We start from the raw sequence: 16,294 nt of genomic DNA on the forward strand, positions 1-16,294 counted from the left end.
ACAACCCGCTCGACCCGACACTCCCGGCCGTCGCGGCGGCGGCGGTCGCGTCGGTGGCTCACGATATGGCGACGCGAGCGGCGCAGTCGGCCTCCGCCACCGCTCCGGCCGGCAGCTACGAAGAGCTCAGCCAAGACCTCTCCCGGTACGCGCTGACCCTGCGCGTCTACCAGGTCATCACCCGCAACGGCGTCTTCGACTTCAGCAGCAACCTGGAGCAGGTCGGTGACTGGCAGGACGTGCTGATCGTCGACATCGGCCGCTCCGCCGACGGGCGGTTCGGCGCCTGGACGGGCTGGAACAGCGCCGTCCCCGGCGCGATCAACCAGCTCGGGCAGATGACGGACGAGCTGACTCTCACGCCCGATCCGCAGAACCGGAACGTCATCCACGCGGTGCTCCCGCTCCCGGAGGCCGCGCGAGCGTTGCCGGTGTTCGGCCCCTCGGCGCGCCTGGCCTTCACCATCACCAACCGCGACGCCCTCCCGACGGAGTAGCCTCGCGGCATGACCGCCGCCGAAGTGCCGAACGTCGAGAACCGGGACCATCCGCACCACCATCACGGCTGGTGGTGGAAGACCCTGCTCGCGGGGTTCGGGTTGTGGATCGTCACGATCGTCGTGACGGCGTTCACGGGCAACAGCAACCTCGTGCCGACGCTCATCCTGCTGGGCAGCTTCCTGGTGCCGTTCTGCGTCGTCCTGTTCGCGATCGAGCGGGTGACCGGGTCGATCAGCACCCTCCAGCTCATCCTCGCCTTCTTCGTCGGCGGCATCTTCGGCGTCCTGGGGGCGTCGCTCCTGGAGGCCGACCTCCACGAGAGCTTCTGGGTGTACGGACTGGTCGGGCTGATCGAGGAGTTCGTCAAGGTCGTGCTGCTGCTGATCTTCGGCTGGCGCACGGTGCCGAAGACCGCGAAGCAGGGCGCGCTGCTCGGCGCGACGATCGGCGCCGGGTTCGCGGCGTTCGAGTCGGCGGGCTACGCGTTCAACGCGGCCATCACCTCCCGCGGCATCGACCTGGTCTCGCTGCTGCAGACCGAGCTGGTGCGCGCCATCCTCGCCCCGGTCGGGCACGTCATGTGGACGGCCATCCTCGGCGCGGTGATCTTCGGTGCGGCGCGTGGAGGGCGGCGGTTCCGCTGGTCGTGGTGGATCGTGCTCACCTACGCGTGCGTCTCGCTCCTCCACGCGGCATGGGACTCGGCCGCCGACATCGCGTCGTTCGTGGCGGTCCTGTTCACCGGCGGCGCACTGGAGCAGCTGCAGAACGGGACGCTGCAGCAGAGCACGGCGAACCAGGTGGAGGCTCTCGCGACACTCCTCTACGTCATCGGGCTGGCGTTCGTGTCGGCCGTCGGCGTCATCACACTGTGGCTGGTGCTGCGGCATTACCGCCGCGTGGAACAGGCGGCCGCCGCCGAGCCGGTCGAGGGGTCGCCGAGCGGCGCGTAAACGCCCCTAAAACCGGCTTTTGGGGGCGTTTACGTGCCCTTCGGCGCGGTTGGGGCCGGGGTGCGACGGCCGCCGGTCACTCGCTGAGGCGCTCGATGAGCTGCGCCTTCGTCAGGCGCGACACGTTGCGGAGGTCGCGGCTGCGCGCCACGTCCCGGAGCGCATCCACGGTCAGGTGATCGAGCTGCGGATCGTGCGCTGGTGTGCCGGGCGTGCGACCGGCATCCGCATCCTCGACGACCGCTGTGGGGAGCGGGGGAGTGAGGTCGACGTCGGCGTTCGCGGCGGGTGTGCTGCGGCGCGGCTCCGCCGGAGGACGCGCACCGGAGCGCTTGCCGTCACGACCCTCTGGCCGCTTCGGCACGATCGCCAGCCGGTCCTCCACCTTCCTGGCCCGTTTGCGCGCCGCGTCGTCGGCCTTCTCGGCCGTGCGCACGGCCTCGTCGACCGCCTTCTGCGCGCGCTTGTACGCGTTCTTCGCTGCCTTCTCGAGCTTCTTTCGCTTGCCCATGACTCGACCGTTCCACGCTCCGCCGCGAACCTCAACCTCCTTGCGGTCTTCGGCGCACCGCGGCGTCAGTCGTGGTGGTCGGCAGGCGCGATCGGGCCGGGGCGGTCGGCGTAGGTGCGGCCGGTCACGACCAGGCGCAGCAGCGACGCGGCGACATCGTGCTGCTCGGCCAACTCGGCCAGCGGGGCGCCGGCCGCATAGGCCTCCCGGATACCGCGGACCTCGTCGTCGCCGAGCCGCCGCCGATGCGGCTCGGCGATCGGGCCGCCGTGCGCCGCGTGACTGCTGCCGCGGACTATAAGGCTGACCCGCTGCTGACTCGTACCGAACCTGCGTGCGATCTCGGTCTGCGAGACGCCCTCGCTGTGCAGCCGGCGCATCTGCACGACCTCGTCGTCGTCTCCGGAGGTCTCGACGACGCCGGTCGTGGTGCCGCGCACAACGGACGCGATGGTCCAGTGCGAGACGCCGAAGGCCTCCGCCACCGCCGCGCGGTCGTCACCCGCCGCGAGCCGCTCGTGGATGCGCTCGACCTGTTCCACCGTCAACGGCCGCGCCCGAGTCGCAGCGGCGCTGGTGAGCGGGCCGCCGACGTCGGCGAAGGCGCGGCCGGAAGCGATGTTCGAGACCATCTGGTGCGAGATCCCGTAGCGTGTCGCGATGTCGGCGCGCGGGGCCCCCGCCGCCACGGCCTCCCGGATCGCGACGACCTCCTCGCTCGTGACCTTGCGGCTCTTCCCCGGCAGGATCGGTCCGCCCGCCTCCAGCCTCGACCGGCCGGTGACCAGGCTCGACACGGTGTTCTGCCGCACGCCGTACTCGTCGGCGAGCTGCACCTGGCGGGCGCCCGCGGCGTACTTCTCGCGCAGCTCGCGCACCTGCGCGTCGGTGAGCGGGAGGGAGGCCATGAGCCGAGAGTAGCGGCGACGGCGGCTCGGACGGAACGGCTGCTACTCCGGCGGGCGGCGCTTGGCCAGCGGAGGCAGCGGGTCGCCTCCGGCGGCGAGGCGGGCCCGGTTGGCCTCCCGCACCACCGACCAGGCGTCTCCGACCGGCCCCACGTGACCGAGCTTGTCGGGGTTGATGACGCTCCGGATCGTCTGGATGCCGCCCGGCACGATCTCGAGGACCATCGTGTTCACCACGCCGCCGTCGCGGTCGCGGAACACCGCGCCAGGCTGGCCGTTGATCTCGCGCGGCTCGACCGTGCCGCCGATCGCCAGGAACGGCGCCGACATCGCCACGAGCACGTGCGCGACATTCTCCAGACCGACGATCCGCTGCGCCCACTGCGGGGCCTTGCCTCCGCCGTCACCCACCATGTCGACGTCGGCGACCAGCAGGGCGCGCAACGCGTCGACGTCGCCCGCGCGGAATGCGTCGAAGAACCGATCGGCCAGGGCCTCCCGCTCGGCGCGGTCGGCGTCGAACCGCGGCCTGCCCTCGTCCATGTGCCGGCGGGCGCGCACGGCCAGCTGCCGGCAGGCGGCCTCCGAGCGGCCGACGGCCGCGGCGATCTCGGGGAAGTCGAACGCGAACACCTCGCGCAGCACGAACACGGCCCGCTCGAGCGGCGAGAGCCGCTCCAGCAGCAGGAGGGCGGCCATCGACAGCGAGTCGGAGAGCTCCGCCGCCCGCTCCGGGTCCTGGTACGGGTCCGACAGCAGCGGCTCGGGGAACCACGGGCCGACGTACGCCTCCCGGCGCACCCGGGCGGAGCCGAGGACGTCGATCGAGACGCGGGTCACGACCGTCGAGAGGTAGGCCTTGAGCGATCGCGGCTGCACGTCGGCCGCCTCGAAGCGCAACCAGGTCTCCTGCACCGCATCCTCCGCCTCCGTGACGCTGCCGAGAATGCGGTACGCGATCGAGAACAGCAGCGGCCGCAGGTCCTCGAACGTCTCGTCGTCGTGCGCATCTCCGGTCATTGCAGTCCCTCCTCGAAACCCTGCCGCCACGACGGGTATCGCAGCGTCCAGCCCAGCTCACGCTTCGCCTTGGCGTTGGAGAAGCCGCGGCCCTCCGTCATCATCATGACGGCCTGATCGCCCGCGGCGATACGGGCCAGCCAGACCGGGACGCGCCGGGGAGGCTTGGCCCCGGCGACCTTCGCCAGGTATGGCAGCCACTCGCCGGCGGGCGCCGGGTCGTCGTCGACGATGTCGAAGACACCGGTCGCTCCCTTCTCGAGCGCGAGGACGGTGGCGGAGGCGGCGTCGTCCAGGTGGATCCACGAGCTGTAGCCCTGGGCGCGCCCGACAAGCGGATACTGCCGCTTGCGGATCATCTCCACCTGGTCGTCGGTCGCGCCGGGGCCGTAAAGCGCGCCGTAGCGGAGGACGGTGCCACCGGCAGCCGTCACTGCGTCCTCGACATGCTTCATCGCCGCCATCACCGTCGCGGTCGGGGTGCCATCGAACGTGTCGAGCGGATCCTCCTCGGTCTTCACCCAGCCGCCCTCGCGGAGGCCGTTCCAGCTCGCGTACCCCTGGGCGAGGAATCGCGTGACGCCCTGCGCCTGCGCGGCGGCGAGCAGGTGGTCGGTGCCCTCCACCCGCAAGCGGTTGGTGATGGCGAACCACTGGTCGGGGTGCTTGATGTCCGGCTTGCCGGCGTGGGCCGGATTGATCGCCGTCATCTGGTGGATGATCGCGTCCGGCTCGGCCGACGCGACCGCTCGGCCGACGGAGGCCGCGTCCAGGCCGTCCATGACGACGGCCTCCGCGCCCATCGCCTCGATCAGCTCGAGCTTGGTGGAGGTCGTCGTCGACGCCGTCACCGTGTGGCCGTGCTCCACCAGCTGCGGCACCAGCCGCCTCCCGAGCACACCGCTTCCGCCCGCTACGAACACCCGCATCGTCTCACCCTTCGGTCGTCTGCCTACACCCCTCAGACGAGACCGGGAGGCGAGGTGTGACATCGGGAGGCGGCGCGCGGCAACCCCGTCACATTTCCGATCGAAGGTGCACCGGGTGCGCGGTGACGGTGCCGAGCCGGCCGGGCGTGTAACGCAGCTCCACGATGTCTCCGGTCGTGGAGCGGTAGAACACGTTCTGCGTGCCGAGCGCCGGGTTCGCATAGCCGACCGGCCCCGACCCGGCGGGGAACGATCCCTCGCCGCCGGTCAGCGGGTTGACGTGCCAACCGCTCGGGTCCTTCCAGAACTCGTACACGATGTGGTCGGGGCCGGTGTAGACGACGTGCCGCGTCGCGACGGGTGCCTCCGGATTCGCCTCGTACGCATAGCCGGAGGGCGGGAGCCCCTGCGCAGGAACGACCGCGCCGCGGTCCACGGTCAGGTTGATCGTCACCCAGCCGGTGCCGTCGTTGGAGGCCTCGTGCGTATCGACGTCGTCGCCCGTCCACGGCACGTGCCGCGAGCCGTCGGCGGCGAATCCGTAGCCGGTCGGCTGCGGGATCGAGTCGTGCGCCGCCCCGACATTCACGCCGAGGTCACCGCTGTAGTGCCAGCCGGAGCCGTCCATCGTGTACTCGTGGATGAGCTGGTCGTCGCCCACGTAGTGCACGTGCTGGGTTCCCACGGCGTCGAACGCGAACCCTCCCGGCGCCGACGCGGAGGTCGGGCCTCCCAGCCGGGTGAGGATCTGGTGCTTCCAGGCGGCGCCGTCGCCGGTGCCGCGGCTGAGCAGATGCACGCCGCGCGGGTCGTCACCGCGGAAGGCGACCTGCTGCATGGCGTGCGTCGTCGACGCCCACCCCATCGGCGGGTCGACGGCCTTGGTGACCGCGCCGGAGGCGTCCATCAGGTCGTTCGCGTGCCAGCCGTCGGACTGGTACAGCTCGTGGATGTGACCATCGTCGCCGCTCAGGTAGACGACGTGCTGGCTGCCTTCGGCGTCGAACGCGTAGCCCGACGGGTCGGAGGATGCGGCCGGCCCGGAGGCTTCGGCGGTGATGTCTTTGGGATGCCACACATCGTCGGAGCCGCAGTACAGCTCGATGAGGTGGCCGGTCGGGAACAGGCCGGGCCCGGCCTCCCGGTAGACGACGTGGCGGGTGCCGTCCGTCGCCAGCACGTAGGCGGTCGGGCGGCCCGCGGCGGCGGGTGCGCCGTAGCGCTGAGTGATGTTGCGTGTTGTCCAGCCCATGAGAGCTCCATTCGTCGAATGCAGCGTCGGCGGTCGTCGGCGTTGACCCGGGAACGGTACCGCTGCACACCGCCGCGGTGCATCGGTGCCGGCACGGAGGGTGTGGCCGGTGCGGCCTCCCATCGCTACCCTGGCGGCAAGGAGCGGGAGGCGGAGCATGAGCGACAACGGCCGGGGCAGGGTGTACGTGCAGTCGGCGCAGTGGGGGTTCTTCTTCTTCATCGCCTACATCGGTGCGGCGGTGTACTTCGTGTCGGTGTCCGACGGCTCGTTCTGGGGCGTGGTCTGGGGGCTGCTGCAGGCGATCGTCTGGCCGGCGTTCGTCGTGTACCACGTGCTGGTGCTGCTGCACGTGTGACGCGGTCGGCCGGTGTCGGCGCCCGCCGCTAGGGTTTCGGCATGGGGATCGACGCGGACGAACTGATCGTGGCCGACGCCGCCGCCTGGCGCGCCTGGCTGGACGTCAACGAGGGTGTCTCCGACGGGGTGTGGCTGGTGCTCGCCAAGAAGGGCACGACCGATCCGACCTCCCTCACCTACGCCGAGGCGGTCGACGAGTCACTGTGCAGCGGGTGGATCGACGGGCAGAAGCGCAGTCGCGACGAGACCACGTTCGTGGAGCGGTTCACGCCGCGACGGGCGTCGTCGCTGTGGTCGCAGCGCAACATCGGCCTCGTGGAGGGGCTGATCGCGGAGGGCCGGATGCGCGAGCGCGGGCACGCCGAGATCGAGCGTGCCCAGGCCGACGGGCGCTGGGAGCGGGCGTACGCGAGCTCGCGCACGGCCGAGGTTCCGGAGGACTTCCTCGCCGCGCTCGAGGTGTCGGAGGCGGCCGCGGCCACCTTCGCGACCTTGAACGCGGCGAACCGCTACTCGGTGCTGCACCGCCTGATGACCGCGCCGAGTGCGGCGAGCCGTGGCAACCGCCTCGCCAAACTCGTCGCGATGCTCGAGCGCGGCGAGACGCCGCACCCGCAGTAGCGCGCTCCTCGGTGCTGGTCAGGGCACGAGCTGGCCCCGCAACAGGGCCGTGAGGATGCGCTCCAGCCGCGGCTCCACGTCGATCAGCGCGTGCGACATCCGCGGATCGGACCGGTACAGGGTCGCGACCTCCTCCGACGGTGTCGCGATCTGCCAGAAGGTGCCGGCGAGGGAGGTCGCCGTCGCGACGAGGTCGACGCCGTGCTGGTCGGTCAGCCCGGGCAGGGCGGCGCGCACCGCGGCGACGATGCGGTCGAGGGACTCGCGGGTGGTGAGCTTGAACGTCCGCACCGCCTCGAGCGAGACATTCCGCTCGAGGTTGAGCGGCGCCTGAGCGAGGAGGTCGCAGAATGAGCCGCGCGCGGCGAGCGTGCTCGCGAATGCGGCGGCGACGGTGGAGGCCGTGGCCGGCTGGGCCGCGGCGATCCTGTCGCAGAGCGCCGGCGTCCACTCCCGCCAGCCGTCGGCGGTGAGCCGCAGGAAGATCTCCTCCCGCGTCTCGAAGTAGCGCAGCATCGCCGACTTGTGCATCCCCGTCTCGACGGCGATGTCGGTGAGCGTCACCTGGCGGATGCCGTCGCGCGCGGCGAGCGTGCGCGCGGCCTCCAGAATCGCGGTCTCACGGGCGTGCTTGGCCTCGGGGGAGCGGGCGCGCTGAAAGGCGGCGGGCTGCGGGTCGACGGTCGTCATGCCGGGAGTTTACCGCAACGGTGTTGCACAAACTAATGAAACGGTGTTTCATTAACGACATGCAGAAGACATGGTTCATCACCGGTTCCTCCCGCGGCCTCGGCCGCGAGCTCGTCGTCGCCGCGCTGGAGGCCGGCGATCGCGTCGCCGCCACGGCGCGCCGCCCCGAGCAGCTCGACGATCTGGCCGCGCAGTACGGCGACCGCCTCCTCCCGCTCGCCCTCGACGTCACCGACCCCGAGCGCGTCCGCAGCGCCCTCGACGAGGCACGCGCCGCCTTCGGCCGGCTCGACGTCATCGTGAACAACGCCGGCTACGCCAACGTCGCCCCCATCGAGACAGCCGACGACGCAGACGTGCGCGCCCAGTTCGAGACCAACTTCTGGGGCGTGTACACCGTGTCGAAGGCGGCCATCCCGCTGCTGCGCGAGCAGGGCGGCGGCCTCATCGTGCAGTTCTCGTCGGTCGGCGGCCGCGTCGGCGGTTCGCCGGGCATCGCGTCGTACCAGGCCGCGAAGTTCGCGATCGACGGGTTCAGCCGGGTGCTGCGCGCCGAGACGGCGCCGTTCGGCATCCGTGTCCTCGTGGTCGAGCCGAGCGGGTTCCGCACCGACTGGGCCGGCTCGTCGATGACCGTGCACGACATCCCGGCCGGGTACGAACAGACCATCGGCGCCGTCAACACGCGCCTCCGCCAGAACCCGGAGGGCCCGGCCGGCGACCCGCGCCGCGCCGCCGAGATCCTCGTGGAACTGGCCGGCCGCGACGACCTCCCCGAGCACCTGCCGCTCGGCGTGAACGCCGTCGAGATGTCGCTCGCGCAGGACCGCCGCCTGCTCTCCGACGACGAGCGCTGGGCGGCCGTCGGCCGCTCGGCCGACTTCGCCGAGACCTACCCGGTGCCGTTCCCGGCCTGATCCCTCGGCATCCCCTCGGCGGTGGTGCGCGGCTACAGTTCCGGTATGCCCGATCTGGAGGTGCGCACGGCGACGTGGGCCGACGTGGAGGCCGTCACCGAGACCCTCGCGCTGGCCTTCCGCGACGACCCGGTCTGGGGACCGGCCCTGGTCTCCGCCGACGGCCGCACCGACCACCTGCGGCCGTTCTGGCGTGCCTTCGTTGAGGGCGCCGTCGGCCACGACACGGTGTTCGTGAGCGATGGCCCGGCGGGGGAGGCCGCGACCGTGGCGGTCTGGCTGCCTCCGGGGGTCGACGAGCTGTCACCCGAGCAGGAGCAGGACCTGGACGCGCTCATGCAGGCCGCGCTGGCGCCCGATCGGTACGACGCGTACGAGCGGCTGTGGGCGCTGTTCGAGGGCGCGCACCCGCGCGAGACGCCGCACATGTACCTGAGCCTGCTCGCGACGCACCCCGACCACCGGGGCCGCGGGATCGGGCAGCAGCTGCTCGCGCAGAACCTCGCGCGGTTCGACGCCGCCGGCCTCCCCGCGTACCTCGAGTCGACCAACCCGGCGAACGACCACCGCTACGAGCGCGCGGGCTTCCGCCCGGTGGGCGGCTTCCACGCCGTGCTCGACGACGCCGTCGTCACCACGATGTGGCGCGAGCCCGGCGGGGCGTGATTTGTCGGGTCTTGACGAGCACCTCCTCGCTGAGGAAATCTCGGCGGTAGCAGTGCGGCTGGAGGCCGTGCGGACGGAGGAGACCACGTCATGAACCAGAACGACCCGACCCCGTCGGTCGCCGACGCCAACGCCGCACTGCTGGCTGCCCTGCCGTTCGACGACACCGCCGACTTCGACGACGCCGACCGCGGCTTCGTCGGCACGCTCGCCGACCCGGTGATCCGCGACGCCGACGGCAACGCGGTCTGGGACGCCGACGCGTATGCGTTCGTCGACGGAGATGCACCCGCCTCCGTCAACCCGAGCCTGTGGCGGCAGTCGAAGCTGGTGGCCAAGCACGGGCTCTTCGAGGTCGTGGAGGGCGTCTACCAGGCGCGCGGTCTCGATCTCTCGGTGATGTCGTTCATCGAGACCGACAACGGCGTGATCGTCGTCGACCCGCTCATCTCGCGCGAGACCGGCGCCGCCGCGCTCGCCCTCTACCGTGAGCACCGCGGCGACCGCCCGGTGGTCGCCGTCATCTTCAGCCACAGCCACATCGACCACTTCGGCGGCGTGCTCGGCGTCGTGGAGAGCGCCGATCTGGAGGCGCGGCGCGTGCAGATCGTGGCGCCGCACGGCTTCCTCGAGCACTCGATCGCCGAGAACGTCTACGCGGGCACGGCGATGTCCCGGCGCGCCGGCTACATGTACGGCGCAGCGCTCGACCGCGGCCCGCAAGGGCAGGTCGGCGCCGGCCTCGGACAGACCACGTCGACCGGCGAGGCGGGCATCCTGGTGCCGACGATCGACGTCAAAGAGACCGGCGAGCGGCACACCTTCGACGGCGTCGAGATCGAGTTCCAGCTCGCGCCGGGCACCGAGGCGCCGTCGGAGATGCACTTCCACATCCCGCGCTACCGCGCGCTGTGCATGGCCGAGAACGCGACCCACAACCTCCACAACCTGCTGACGCTGCGCGGAGCGCTGGTGCGCGACCCGCACGTCTGGTCGCAGTACCTCACGGAGGCGATCGAACGCTACGGCGACTCCTCCGAGGTTCTGTTCGCCTCCCACCACTGGCCCACCTGGGGCGCCGAGCGCATCCGGCGCTTCCTGGAGGTGCAGCGCGACCTCTACGGATACCTGCACGACCAGACCCTGCGCTACATCAATCAGGGCTACACAGGCGCCGAGATCGCGGAGGTCTTCGAGTTGCCGCCCGCGCTGGTCGCCCAATGGTCGACCCACGGGTACTACGGCTCGGTCTCCCACAACGTCAAGGCGATCTACCAGCGCTACATGGGCTGGTTCGACGGCAACCCGGCCCGGCTCTGGCCGCACCCGCCGAAGGAGCAGGCCGAGCGGTATGTGGCCGCGATCGGCGGTGTGGAGCGGGTCATCGAGCTCGCGCAGCAGGCGTACGACGACGCCGACTTCCGGTGGGCGGCGACGCTGCTCGACCACGCCGTGTTCGCCGATCAGCAGAACGCTGCGGCCACGTCGCTCTACGCCGACACGCTCGAACAGCTCGCCTACGGCGCCGAGAACGGCACGTGGCGCAACTTCTTCCTGTCGGGGGCGACCGAGCTGCGAGAGGGCAATTTCGGCACCCCGACGACAGCGAACGCGCCGGCGATCCTCATCCAGCTCTCCCCGGAGCAGCTGTTCGACGCCGTCGCGATCCGGGTGAACGGGCCGAAGGCCTGGGACCTGGACCTCGCGTTCGACCTCACCCTCACCGACCTCGGCCGCAGCTTCCACCTGACCCTGCGCAACGGCGTGTTCATCTACGTCGAGCGCGAGCCGTCGGGCGACGCGCCCCTGCACCTCACGCTGTCGAAGCCGCGCCTCCTGACGCTCGTAGGCGGCGACACGACCTCCGACGGGCTGACGGTGGAGGGCGACCTCGGCGTGCTGACGGCCCTCGTCGATGTGCTCGACGAGGGCGACCCGGACTTCGCGATCGTGACGCCGTGACGCCGTGAGCCCGGCCGTCAGATCACGATGTCGGGCTCGCTGCGGGCCTCCGAGAGCGCCTCGGCGACGGCCTGCTCGACGGTGAGTTCGCGGCCCGCCGCGATGGCCGCGGTGACGGTCGCCGCCTCCGGGCCGGCGAGGAGGTCGTCGAGGTATCGCCGGTGGAACGTGAAGGTGGGGCCGTTGTGGAGGCCGCTGCGCTCCCGAAGCGCCTGCGCGGCCCCGGCGAGCCGCCCTGCGCGCATACTGTCGCCGCTGAGCGCGGCCACCGCCACCATCCCTTCGAGCCCGTAGGCGATCCCCTCGGGGTGGCCGACCGCGGCCGAGATGGTGACGCTGAGTGCGAAGTCGGCGCGCGCTGCGGTCACATCGCCGAGCATCAGCTCGGTCCAGCCGAGGTGGTAGGAGGCGATCCGGGCGCCGACCCGGTCGTCGGCACCCTGCGTCAGGGCGAGGCTCTGCGCGAAGTGGTCCTGCGCCTCCTGGAGCGCGCCCTCGCGCAGGGCGACACGGCCCAGCAGCACGAGCGCCATCGACTCGCCCCACACGCTGCCGTTCTCGCGGTAGAGCTGAAGAGCGTGCTCCATCACCTGTCGCGCCCGCATGGTGTCCGGCTTCGCCGAGCCGGCCGAGTCGGCGGAGTTGCCGGCGAGCAGCGCCAGGGCGAGCGAGATGCTCGCAAGCCCCTCGCCGTTGGCATCGCCGGTCTGGCGGAACAGCTCGACACTGTTCGTGAGGTCGGCGGCGACGGCGCCGTCGGGGTCCTTCCAGAACATGATCGTGCGCGTGAAGTAGAGCGCGATGGCGCGCGTGTGGTCCGAAAGCGTGTCGCCGGAGGCCAGGGCCTCCTCCATCCACGTGCGCACCTCGCCGAGGAGGCCGGTGACCCACCAGTAGAGATACAGGCCGAAGGCGAGTCGGGCCGCGCGGTCCCAATCGTCGTTGTCGAGCAGGAACCGCTCGGCCGCCCGCAGGTTGTCGCGCTCGTCGCCGAGCCTCTGCATCCACAGGCGCTGGCCCGACCCGCGGAGGTCGTCCTCTGCGTCGTCGCCCATCGCCAGGAAGTAGCGGGCGTGGGCCTCCCGTACGGCCGGTTGTGCTCCGCTGCGCGCGAGCTGCTCGCGCGCGTACTCGCGCACGATCGCCTGCATCGAGAACCGCGGCCGGTCGTCGGCGTCGTGCTGGCCGACGAGGCTGCTGTCGACCAGGGCGGCCAGGCTGCTGAGCACGTCGCTGCTCGGGTAGTCCTGTGTCGCGGGGTCGCCGTCGTCGGCCTCCGCCGCGCCGACGTACTCCGCGGCCTCCAGCGTGAACCCGCCCTCGAACACGCTCAACCGGGCGAGCAGCTGACGCTGGTCGTCGTCGAGCAGCTGCGTGCTCCACTCGATGGTCTTGCGGATGGTCTGCTGGCGGGGCGGGAGGTCGCGCGGGCCGCCGACGAGCACGGACAGCCGTCGGTCGAGGCGGTCGAGCAGTTCGGCGGGGGAGAGCACGCGGACCCGCGCGGCGGCGAGCTCGATCGCGAGGGGCACGCCGTCGAGCGCCGCGCACACCCGGTCGACGGCGCGCCGGTTGTCCGGCGTGATCTCGAAGTCGGGCTTGACCGCGTGGGCGCGCTCGACGAACAGGTGGACGGCCTGCTCGTCGGCGAGCGGGCCGACGTCGTAGCTCTGCTCGGCGCTGATGCGCAACACCACGCGGCTGGTGACGAGGATGGACAGCTGCGGCGAGGCGGCGAGCAGGGCGGTCAGCGCGGGCGCCGCGTCGAGCACCTGCTCGAAGTTGTCGAGCACGAGCAGGATGCTGCGGTCGCGCAACGCCGTCGCGAGGTTCTCCATGATGGGCGCGTCGCCGGTGTCGCGCACGCCGAGCGCTTGGGCGATGCGGCTGGGCACACCCTCCGCGTCGTGCACCGCCGAGAGGTCGACGAACACCGAGCCGTCGTCGAAGTCGGGCGCGGACGCCCGCGCCGCCGCGATCGCGAGACGGCTCTTGCCGATACCGCCGGGGCCGACGAGGGTCACGAAGCGCGCGCCGGAGACCAGGAGCCGCCGCAGCTCGGCGATGTCGGCCTCCCGGCCCACCAGGTCGGTGAGCGGCGTGGGCAGTCGTACCGGGTCGGCGACCGCGGGATCGGGCTCCGAGCGCGGCACGACGAGCGAGGCGGCCGCGTCGTCGACCCCGACCGCGGCGAGGAGGTCGGTCCTGCTCTGGTCGAACCGCTCGGCGAGGAGGGTGGCGAGGTCGGCCTCCACGAGCTTCGCGAGCTCCTTGGGCGTCTCGAAGTACTTGTAGGCGGCGCGGTCGTCGTCGCGGATGCGGTTCAGCAGCTGGGTGAGGCGGTCGTCGCGGTCGCCTGGCGCTTTGACGTAGAGCAGGCGAGGGACATCGTCGGGGCAGAGGTTGTACTCGTCTTCGAGACCCGAGACCTCCTCGTCTGGGGCGACCCAGCCGTAGCGCTCCCAGTAGAGGCCGAGGAAGACGTCGGACTGCTGGAGGTAGGCGCGGTAGAGCTCGCGCGGCGGGTGCGGGCGCGCGCCGAGCTCGAACATCACCGGGGCGAGGTGGAGGCGCTCGATCGCCGTCTGGGCGGCGCGGCGTTCGGGGGCGAGCTCCTGCAGCGTCGAAGAGACGAAGATGCGTAATCGTTGATCGGGAGTCCGGATTACATGAGGGTGGCTCATGTTATGTCATTGTGTTGCGTTCGTATGGAAATGTACAGACCCGCGCCCGCCCGAGGGCTGCATCCTCAGTCGAAGGGCACGTTGTTGTCGCTTTAGGGCCCCGAAAGCGACAACAACGTGCCCCTCGGCGAGGGCGCGGAGCGCAGCGTCAGCCGCAGAGGGAGACGCCGGCGGACGTGAGCACCACCGAGCGGTTCTGCTCGGCGACCGCGTCGGAGTAGGCGCCGGAGGCGTCGGTCTCGCTCTTCCAGCCGCACCACTCGTAGCCGACACCCGCAGTCGCGAGCTTCGCGTCGGGCACGCCGAGCGCCACGAGTGCGGCCTTCACCGCGTTCGCGCGGCGGAGCGACAGCGCAGTGTCCGCGGTGTTGTTCGTCGCCTGGTCTTTGGAAGCCGTGCCCGTGATCGTGATGACACCGCTGTTCTGCTCGATCGACGGCGCGAGCGTCGCGAGCAGTTGCTGCGCTGCGGAGGCGTCGGCGAAGGTAGCCGTGTCCTTCACGAAGCGCAGGTCGCTGTTGCGGATGACCACGGGATGCGACCAGTCCGTCTTGGTGCTCACGGCCTCCACCGGCACCGGCGTCACGGCGGGGAGCCCTGTCTCCGCGCCTCCGGAGGCCGGCTCGGGCAGCAGCGACAGCGTCCCTCCCGCCGCCTTGATGACGGCGGTCCAGATCGCGGTGAGGTTGCTGCGCGCCGGCACCGTCAGCGGCGCCTGCGCGCCCGCGGTGTCGCCCATGCCCGACCAGTAGACGGTGACGCCCTTCAGATCGGTCGGCAGGAGGCCGCGCGACTGCAGGTCGGAGACCACCTGCGCCGGGTCGGCGTAGAGCAGGCCGCTGCCCGCGAAGTCGAGCGGGTCGGCGGTCTGGAGGCCGCTTCCGAACACGAGCACACCCAGTGGGTTCGAGCCGAGGTCGCGGGCGGCCTGGTCGATGGCGCCGAGGAAGTCCACCTGCGGCGACGCCGCCTTGAGGCCGGAGAGGTACGACGTGATCTGGGTGAGCTTGGTGCGCTGGTCGTTCTGGCAGACGATGGCGTCCTGCGCGCTCGACCCGATGGAGGTCGTGCCCATGGTCTGCGGGGATCCCGACGGGATGACGACTGTCACGCTGCCGTTGCTCTCGCCGGCCGTCTTCAGCTGGGCGGTGGCGCTCGCGGGGATGGTGACCGCGGGCGCGTTCGCCGTGCTGCCCGCGACGACGCCGAGGTTGCGTTTGTGCGACTGGTCGCAGGCCTGGCCGCCGGCCGTCGCCGAGGTGCACGCGGTCAGCCCGACCGCGGCGACCAGCACGGCCGCGGCAGCGGTCACCGTGCGCACCAGGGCGGGGGTCGCGCGTCGCGGTCTCGCGACGCCGGTCAACGCTCGTACCCCCAGGTCGTGGGCGGCCCGTCGACGGCGGGAGCCTCCGCAGCAGCGGCCGGCGCCCCGGCGGTGGACTCGACAGCGGCAGCCGCCGGATACCCGGGTACGGCCGGCGTCGGCTCCGACGCCTCCACGACCCGCCGGGCGCGCAGCTCGCGGATGATCTGGCTGGTGCTCTCGGGGTCTCGCGCCCGCTGGGCCAGGCGGGTGGCGATGCGGGCGCGGATGACGTCGAGCCGCGCGTGGAAGGTCGTGTAGGCGCCGGCGTAGCGCACCGCGTCGTGGGCGTCGAGGTTCGCCGCGTGGTGAGCGGCCTCCTCGGCCTTCACCGCCTCGGCGAGCAGCCGGTCGCGGTGCGTCCGCAGCCGGGCGACCTGGGCGTGCGCCTTCTCGGCGGCGACCAGCAGCGGGCGCGTGGTCAGCCAGGCGACGACGAAGCTGATGGTTCCGGAGGTCGCGAGCACGCCCAGCATCAGGAACGCCATGATCGTGTCGGGCGCCGACCACGAGAACGTCGGCGTCGTGGAGGTCGACCCGCCGACGAGCCCGGTGAGGCCTCCCGCCGCCGACGCGTCGATGCCCGCCTTGATCCGGGCGACCGTGATCGCCGCCAGCAGCGCGCCCCAGAGCAGCAGCAGAGCCACCGCGACGGGGATCCAGCCCTTGTGCATCACGCGCGCCTGCACCCGCCGGAGCAGGATGGCGGCGACATGCGGCAGCGACACCACGGCGAGCGAGATGCCGAGCGTGATGACGTACATCTGCAGGCCGATCGAGCCGTACTGGCTGTCATTGCGCAGCAGCAGCGTGAGCGCCTGCGCGAGCAGGATGTAGTCGACGGCGAGCATCGCCACGAGCAGCACGTAGACGAGAACGTGCGCCAGCGGCGACAGGTGGCCGACGGTCGGGCGGACCCGGCGCGGCTTCATGACGATGTCCCTCGGCATGCGGGTC

The 16,294-nt window shown here is 71.5% G+C and carries 15 protein-coding genes and 1 pseudogene; 7 read left to right on the forward strand and 9 right to left on the reverse strand.

Annotated features, from left to right (window positions below):
* Nucleotides 1-497: pseudogene (locus AC0HS0_RS13385) on the forward strand (hypothetical protein); the annotation flags it as partial.
* Between the two features lie 9 nt (nucleotides 498-506).
* On the forward strand, nucleotides 507-1,454 hold the full coding sequence (locus AC0HS0_RS13390; RefSeq protein ID WP_472964531.1) for a PrsW family intramembrane metalloprotease: 948 nt from the start codon (nucleotides 507-509) through the stop codon (nucleotides 1,452-1,454).
* A 76-nt stretch (nucleotides 1,455-1,530) separates the two neighbouring features.
* On the opposite strand, the gene AC0HS0_RS13395 is transcribed toward AC0HS0_RS13390, so the two are convergent.
* The 5 genes from AC0HS0_RS13395 to AC0HS0_RS13415 all read right to left on the reverse strand — a co-directional run bounded on the left by AC0HS0_RS13395 (nucleotide 1,531) and on the right by AC0HS0_RS13415 (nucleotide 6,074).
* On the reverse strand, nucleotides 1,531-1,965 hold the full coding sequence (locus tag AC0HS0_RS13395) for a Rho termination factor N-terminal domain-containing protein (protein WP_472964533.1): 435 nt from the start codon (nucleotides 1,963-1,965) through the stop codon (nucleotides 1,531-1,533).
* 65 nt (nucleotides 1,966-2,030) lie between these two features.
* Entirely contained in the window at nucleotides 2,031-2,873 is an 843-nt protein-coding gene (locus AC0HS0_RS13400; protein WP_472964534.1) for a hypothetical protein, read from the reverse strand.
* Between the two features lie 42 nt (nucleotides 2,874-2,915).
* Entirely contained in the window at nucleotides 2,916-3,893 is a 978-nt protein-coding gene (locus AC0HS0_RS13405) for an RNA polymerase sigma-70 factor (RefSeq protein WP_472964535.1), read from the reverse strand.
* Nucleotides 3,890-4,822, reverse strand: a complete 933-nt coding sequence (locus tag AC0HS0_RS13410; RefSeq protein WP_472964536.1) for an NAD-dependent epimerase/dehydratase family protein — start codon at nucleotides 4,820-4,822, stop codon at nucleotides 3,890-3,892. Before AC0HS0_RS13410 ends, AC0HS0_RS13405 begins: the two co-directional genes overlap by 4 nt.
* 88 nt (nucleotides 4,823-4,910) lie before the next feature.
* On the reverse strand, nucleotides 4,911-6,074 hold the full coding sequence (locus AC0HS0_RS13415; RefSeq protein ID WP_472964537.1) for a hypothetical protein: 1,164 nt from the start codon (nucleotides 6,072-6,074) through the stop codon (nucleotides 4,911-4,913).
* Nucleotides 6,075-6,231: 157 nt separating this feature from the next.
* On the opposite strand from AC0HS0_RS13415, the gene AC0HS0_RS13420 reads away from it, so the two are divergent.
* Together AC0HS0_RS13420 and AC0HS0_RS13425 are read left to right on the forward strand one after the other, a co-directional pair.
* The gene (locus AC0HS0_RS13420) at nucleotides 6,232-6,432 is read left to right on the forward strand and encodes a hypothetical protein (protein ID WP_472964538.1); all 201 of its coding nucleotides are present in this window, start codon (nucleotides 6,232-6,234) and stop codon (nucleotides 6,430-6,432) included.
* Nucleotides 6,433-6,473: 41 nt separating this feature from the next.
* Nucleotides 6,474-7,055 carry a YdeI/OmpD-associated family protein gene (locus AC0HS0_RS13425; RefSeq protein WP_472964539.1) on the forward strand — a complete coding sequence of 194 codons (582 nt, stop codon included), beginning with the start codon at nucleotides 6,474-6,476 and terminating at the stop codon, nucleotides 7,053-7,055.
* A gap of 18 nt (nucleotides 7,056-7,073) precedes the next feature.
* Here AC0HS0_RS13425 and AC0HS0_RS13430 read toward each other — a convergent pair whose 3' ends face one another.
* On the reverse strand, nucleotides 7,074-7,745 hold the full coding sequence (locus AC0HS0_RS13430) for a TetR/AcrR family transcriptional regulator (RefSeq protein ID WP_472964540.1): 672 nt from the start codon (nucleotides 7,743-7,745) through the stop codon (nucleotides 7,074-7,076).
* A 59-nt stretch (nucleotides 7,746-7,804) separates the two neighbouring features.
* Between AC0HS0_RS13430 and AC0HS0_RS13435 the strand changes: the two genes are divergently transcribed.
* The 3 genes from AC0HS0_RS13435 (at nucleotide 7,805) to AC0HS0_RS13445 (ending at nucleotide 11,290) form a co-directional block, all read left to right on the forward strand.
* Nucleotides 7,805-8,662, forward strand: a complete 858-nt coding sequence (locus AC0HS0_RS13435) for an SDR family NAD(P)-dependent oxidoreductase (protein WP_472964541.1) — start codon at nucleotides 7,805-7,807, stop codon at nucleotides 8,660-8,662.
* Between the two features lie 45 nt (nucleotides 8,663-8,707).
* Nucleotides 8,708-9,328: a GNAT family N-acetyltransferase gene (locus AC0HS0_RS13440; RefSeq protein ID WP_472964542.1), complete on the forward strand. Its 621-nt coding sequence runs from the start codon at nucleotides 8,708-8,710 to the stop codon at nucleotides 9,326-9,328.
* Nucleotides 9,329-9,418: 90 nt separating this feature from the next.
* The gene (locus tag AC0HS0_RS13445; RefSeq protein ID WP_472964543.1) at nucleotides 9,419-11,290 is read left to right on the forward strand and encodes an alkyl/aryl-sulfatase; all 1,872 of its coding nucleotides are present in this window, start codon (nucleotides 9,419-9,421) and stop codon (nucleotides 11,288-11,290) included.
* Between the two features lie 17 nt (nucleotides 11,291-11,307).
* On the opposite strand, the gene AC0HS0_RS13450 is transcribed toward AC0HS0_RS13445, so the two are convergent.
* The 3 genes from AC0HS0_RS13450 to AC0HS0_RS13460 all read right to left on the reverse strand — a co-directional run bounded on the left by AC0HS0_RS13450 (nucleotide 11,308) and on the right by AC0HS0_RS13460 (nucleotide 16,287).
* Nucleotides 11,308-13,974 carry a DUF4062 domain-containing protein gene (locus AC0HS0_RS13450; RefSeq protein ID WP_472964544.1) on the reverse strand — a complete coding sequence of 889 codons (2,667 nt, stop codon included), beginning with the start codon at nucleotides 13,972-13,974 and terminating at the stop codon, nucleotides 11,308-11,310.
* 148 nt (nucleotides 13,975-14,122) lie between these two features.
* The gene (locus tag AC0HS0_RS13455) at nucleotides 14,123-15,337 is read right to left on the reverse strand and encodes an OmpA family protein (RefSeq protein WP_472964545.1); all 1,215 of its coding nucleotides are present in this window, start codon (nucleotides 15,335-15,337) and stop codon (nucleotides 14,123-14,125) included.
* On the reverse strand, nucleotides 15,334-16,287 hold the full coding sequence (locus AC0HS0_RS13460; RefSeq protein WP_472964546.1) for a hypothetical protein: 954 nt from the start codon (nucleotides 16,285-16,287) through the stop codon (nucleotides 15,334-15,336). Before AC0HS0_RS13460 ends, AC0HS0_RS13455 begins: the two co-directional genes overlap by 4 nt.
* Between the last annotated feature and the right edge of the window lie 7 nt (nucleotides 16,288-16,294).

The sequence above is a fragment of the Leifsonia sp. PARNA 1/14 genome (genome assembly GCF_055720965.1).

Excerpts from the sequence above, each read along its gene's own strand:
- AC0HS0_RS13425 (WP_472964539.1), top strand. The coding sequence starts at position 6,474 with ATGGGGATCGACGCGGACGAACTGATCGTGGCCGACGCCGCCGCCTGG.
- AC0HS0_RS13390 (WP_472964531.1), top strand. The coding sequence starts at position 507 with ATGACCGCCGCCGAAGTGCCGAACGTCGAGAACCGGGACCATCCGCAC.
- AC0HS0_RS13460 (WP_472964546.1), bottom strand. The coding sequence starts at position 16,287 with ATGCCGAGGGACATCGTCATGAAGCCGCGCCGGGTCCGCCCGACCGTC.
- AC0HS0_RS13445 (WP_472964543.1), top strand. The coding sequence starts at position 9,419 with ATGAACCAGAACGACCCGACCCCGTCGGTCGCCGACGCCAACGCCGCA.
- AC0HS0_RS13405 (WP_472964535.1), bottom strand. The coding sequence starts at position 3,893 with ATGACCGGAGATGCGCACGACGACGAGACGTTCGAGGACCTGCGGCCG.
- AC0HS0_RS13440 (WP_472964542.1), top strand. The coding sequence starts at position 8,708 with ATGCCCGATCTGGAGGTGCGCACGGCGACGTGGGCCGACGTGGAGGCC.
- AC0HS0_RS13400 (WP_472964534.1), bottom strand. The coding sequence starts at position 2,873 with ATGGCCTCCCTCCCGCTCACCGACGCGCAGGTGCGCGAGCTGCGCGAG.
- AC0HS0_RS13435 (WP_472964541.1), top strand. The coding sequence starts at position 7,805 with ATGCAGAAGACATGGTTCATCACCGGTTCCTCCCGCGGCCTCGGCCGC.
- AC0HS0_RS13430 (WP_472964540.1), bottom strand. The coding sequence starts at position 7,745 with ATGACGACCGTCGACCCGCAGCCCGCCGCCTTTCAGCGCGCCCGCTCC.
- AC0HS0_RS13450 (WP_472964544.1), bottom strand. The coding sequence starts at position 13,974 with ATGAGCCACCCTCATGTAATCCGGACTCCCGATCAACGATTACGCATC.
- AC0HS0_RS13395 (WP_472964533.1), bottom strand. The coding sequence starts at position 1,965 with ATGGGCAAGCGAAAGAAGCTCGAGAAGGCAGCGAAGAACGCGTACAAG.
- AC0HS0_RS13415 (WP_472964537.1), bottom strand. The coding sequence starts at position 6,074 with ATGGGCTGGACAACACGCAACATCACTCAGCGCTACGGCGCACCCGCC.
- AC0HS0_RS13420 (WP_472964538.1), top strand. The coding sequence starts at position 6,232 with ATGAGCGACAACGGCCGGGGCAGGGTGTACGTGCAGTCGGCGCAGTGG.
- AC0HS0_RS13410 (WP_472964536.1), bottom strand. The coding sequence starts at position 4,822 with ATGCGGGTGTTCGTAGCGGGCGGAAGCGGTGTGCTCGGGAGGCGGCTG.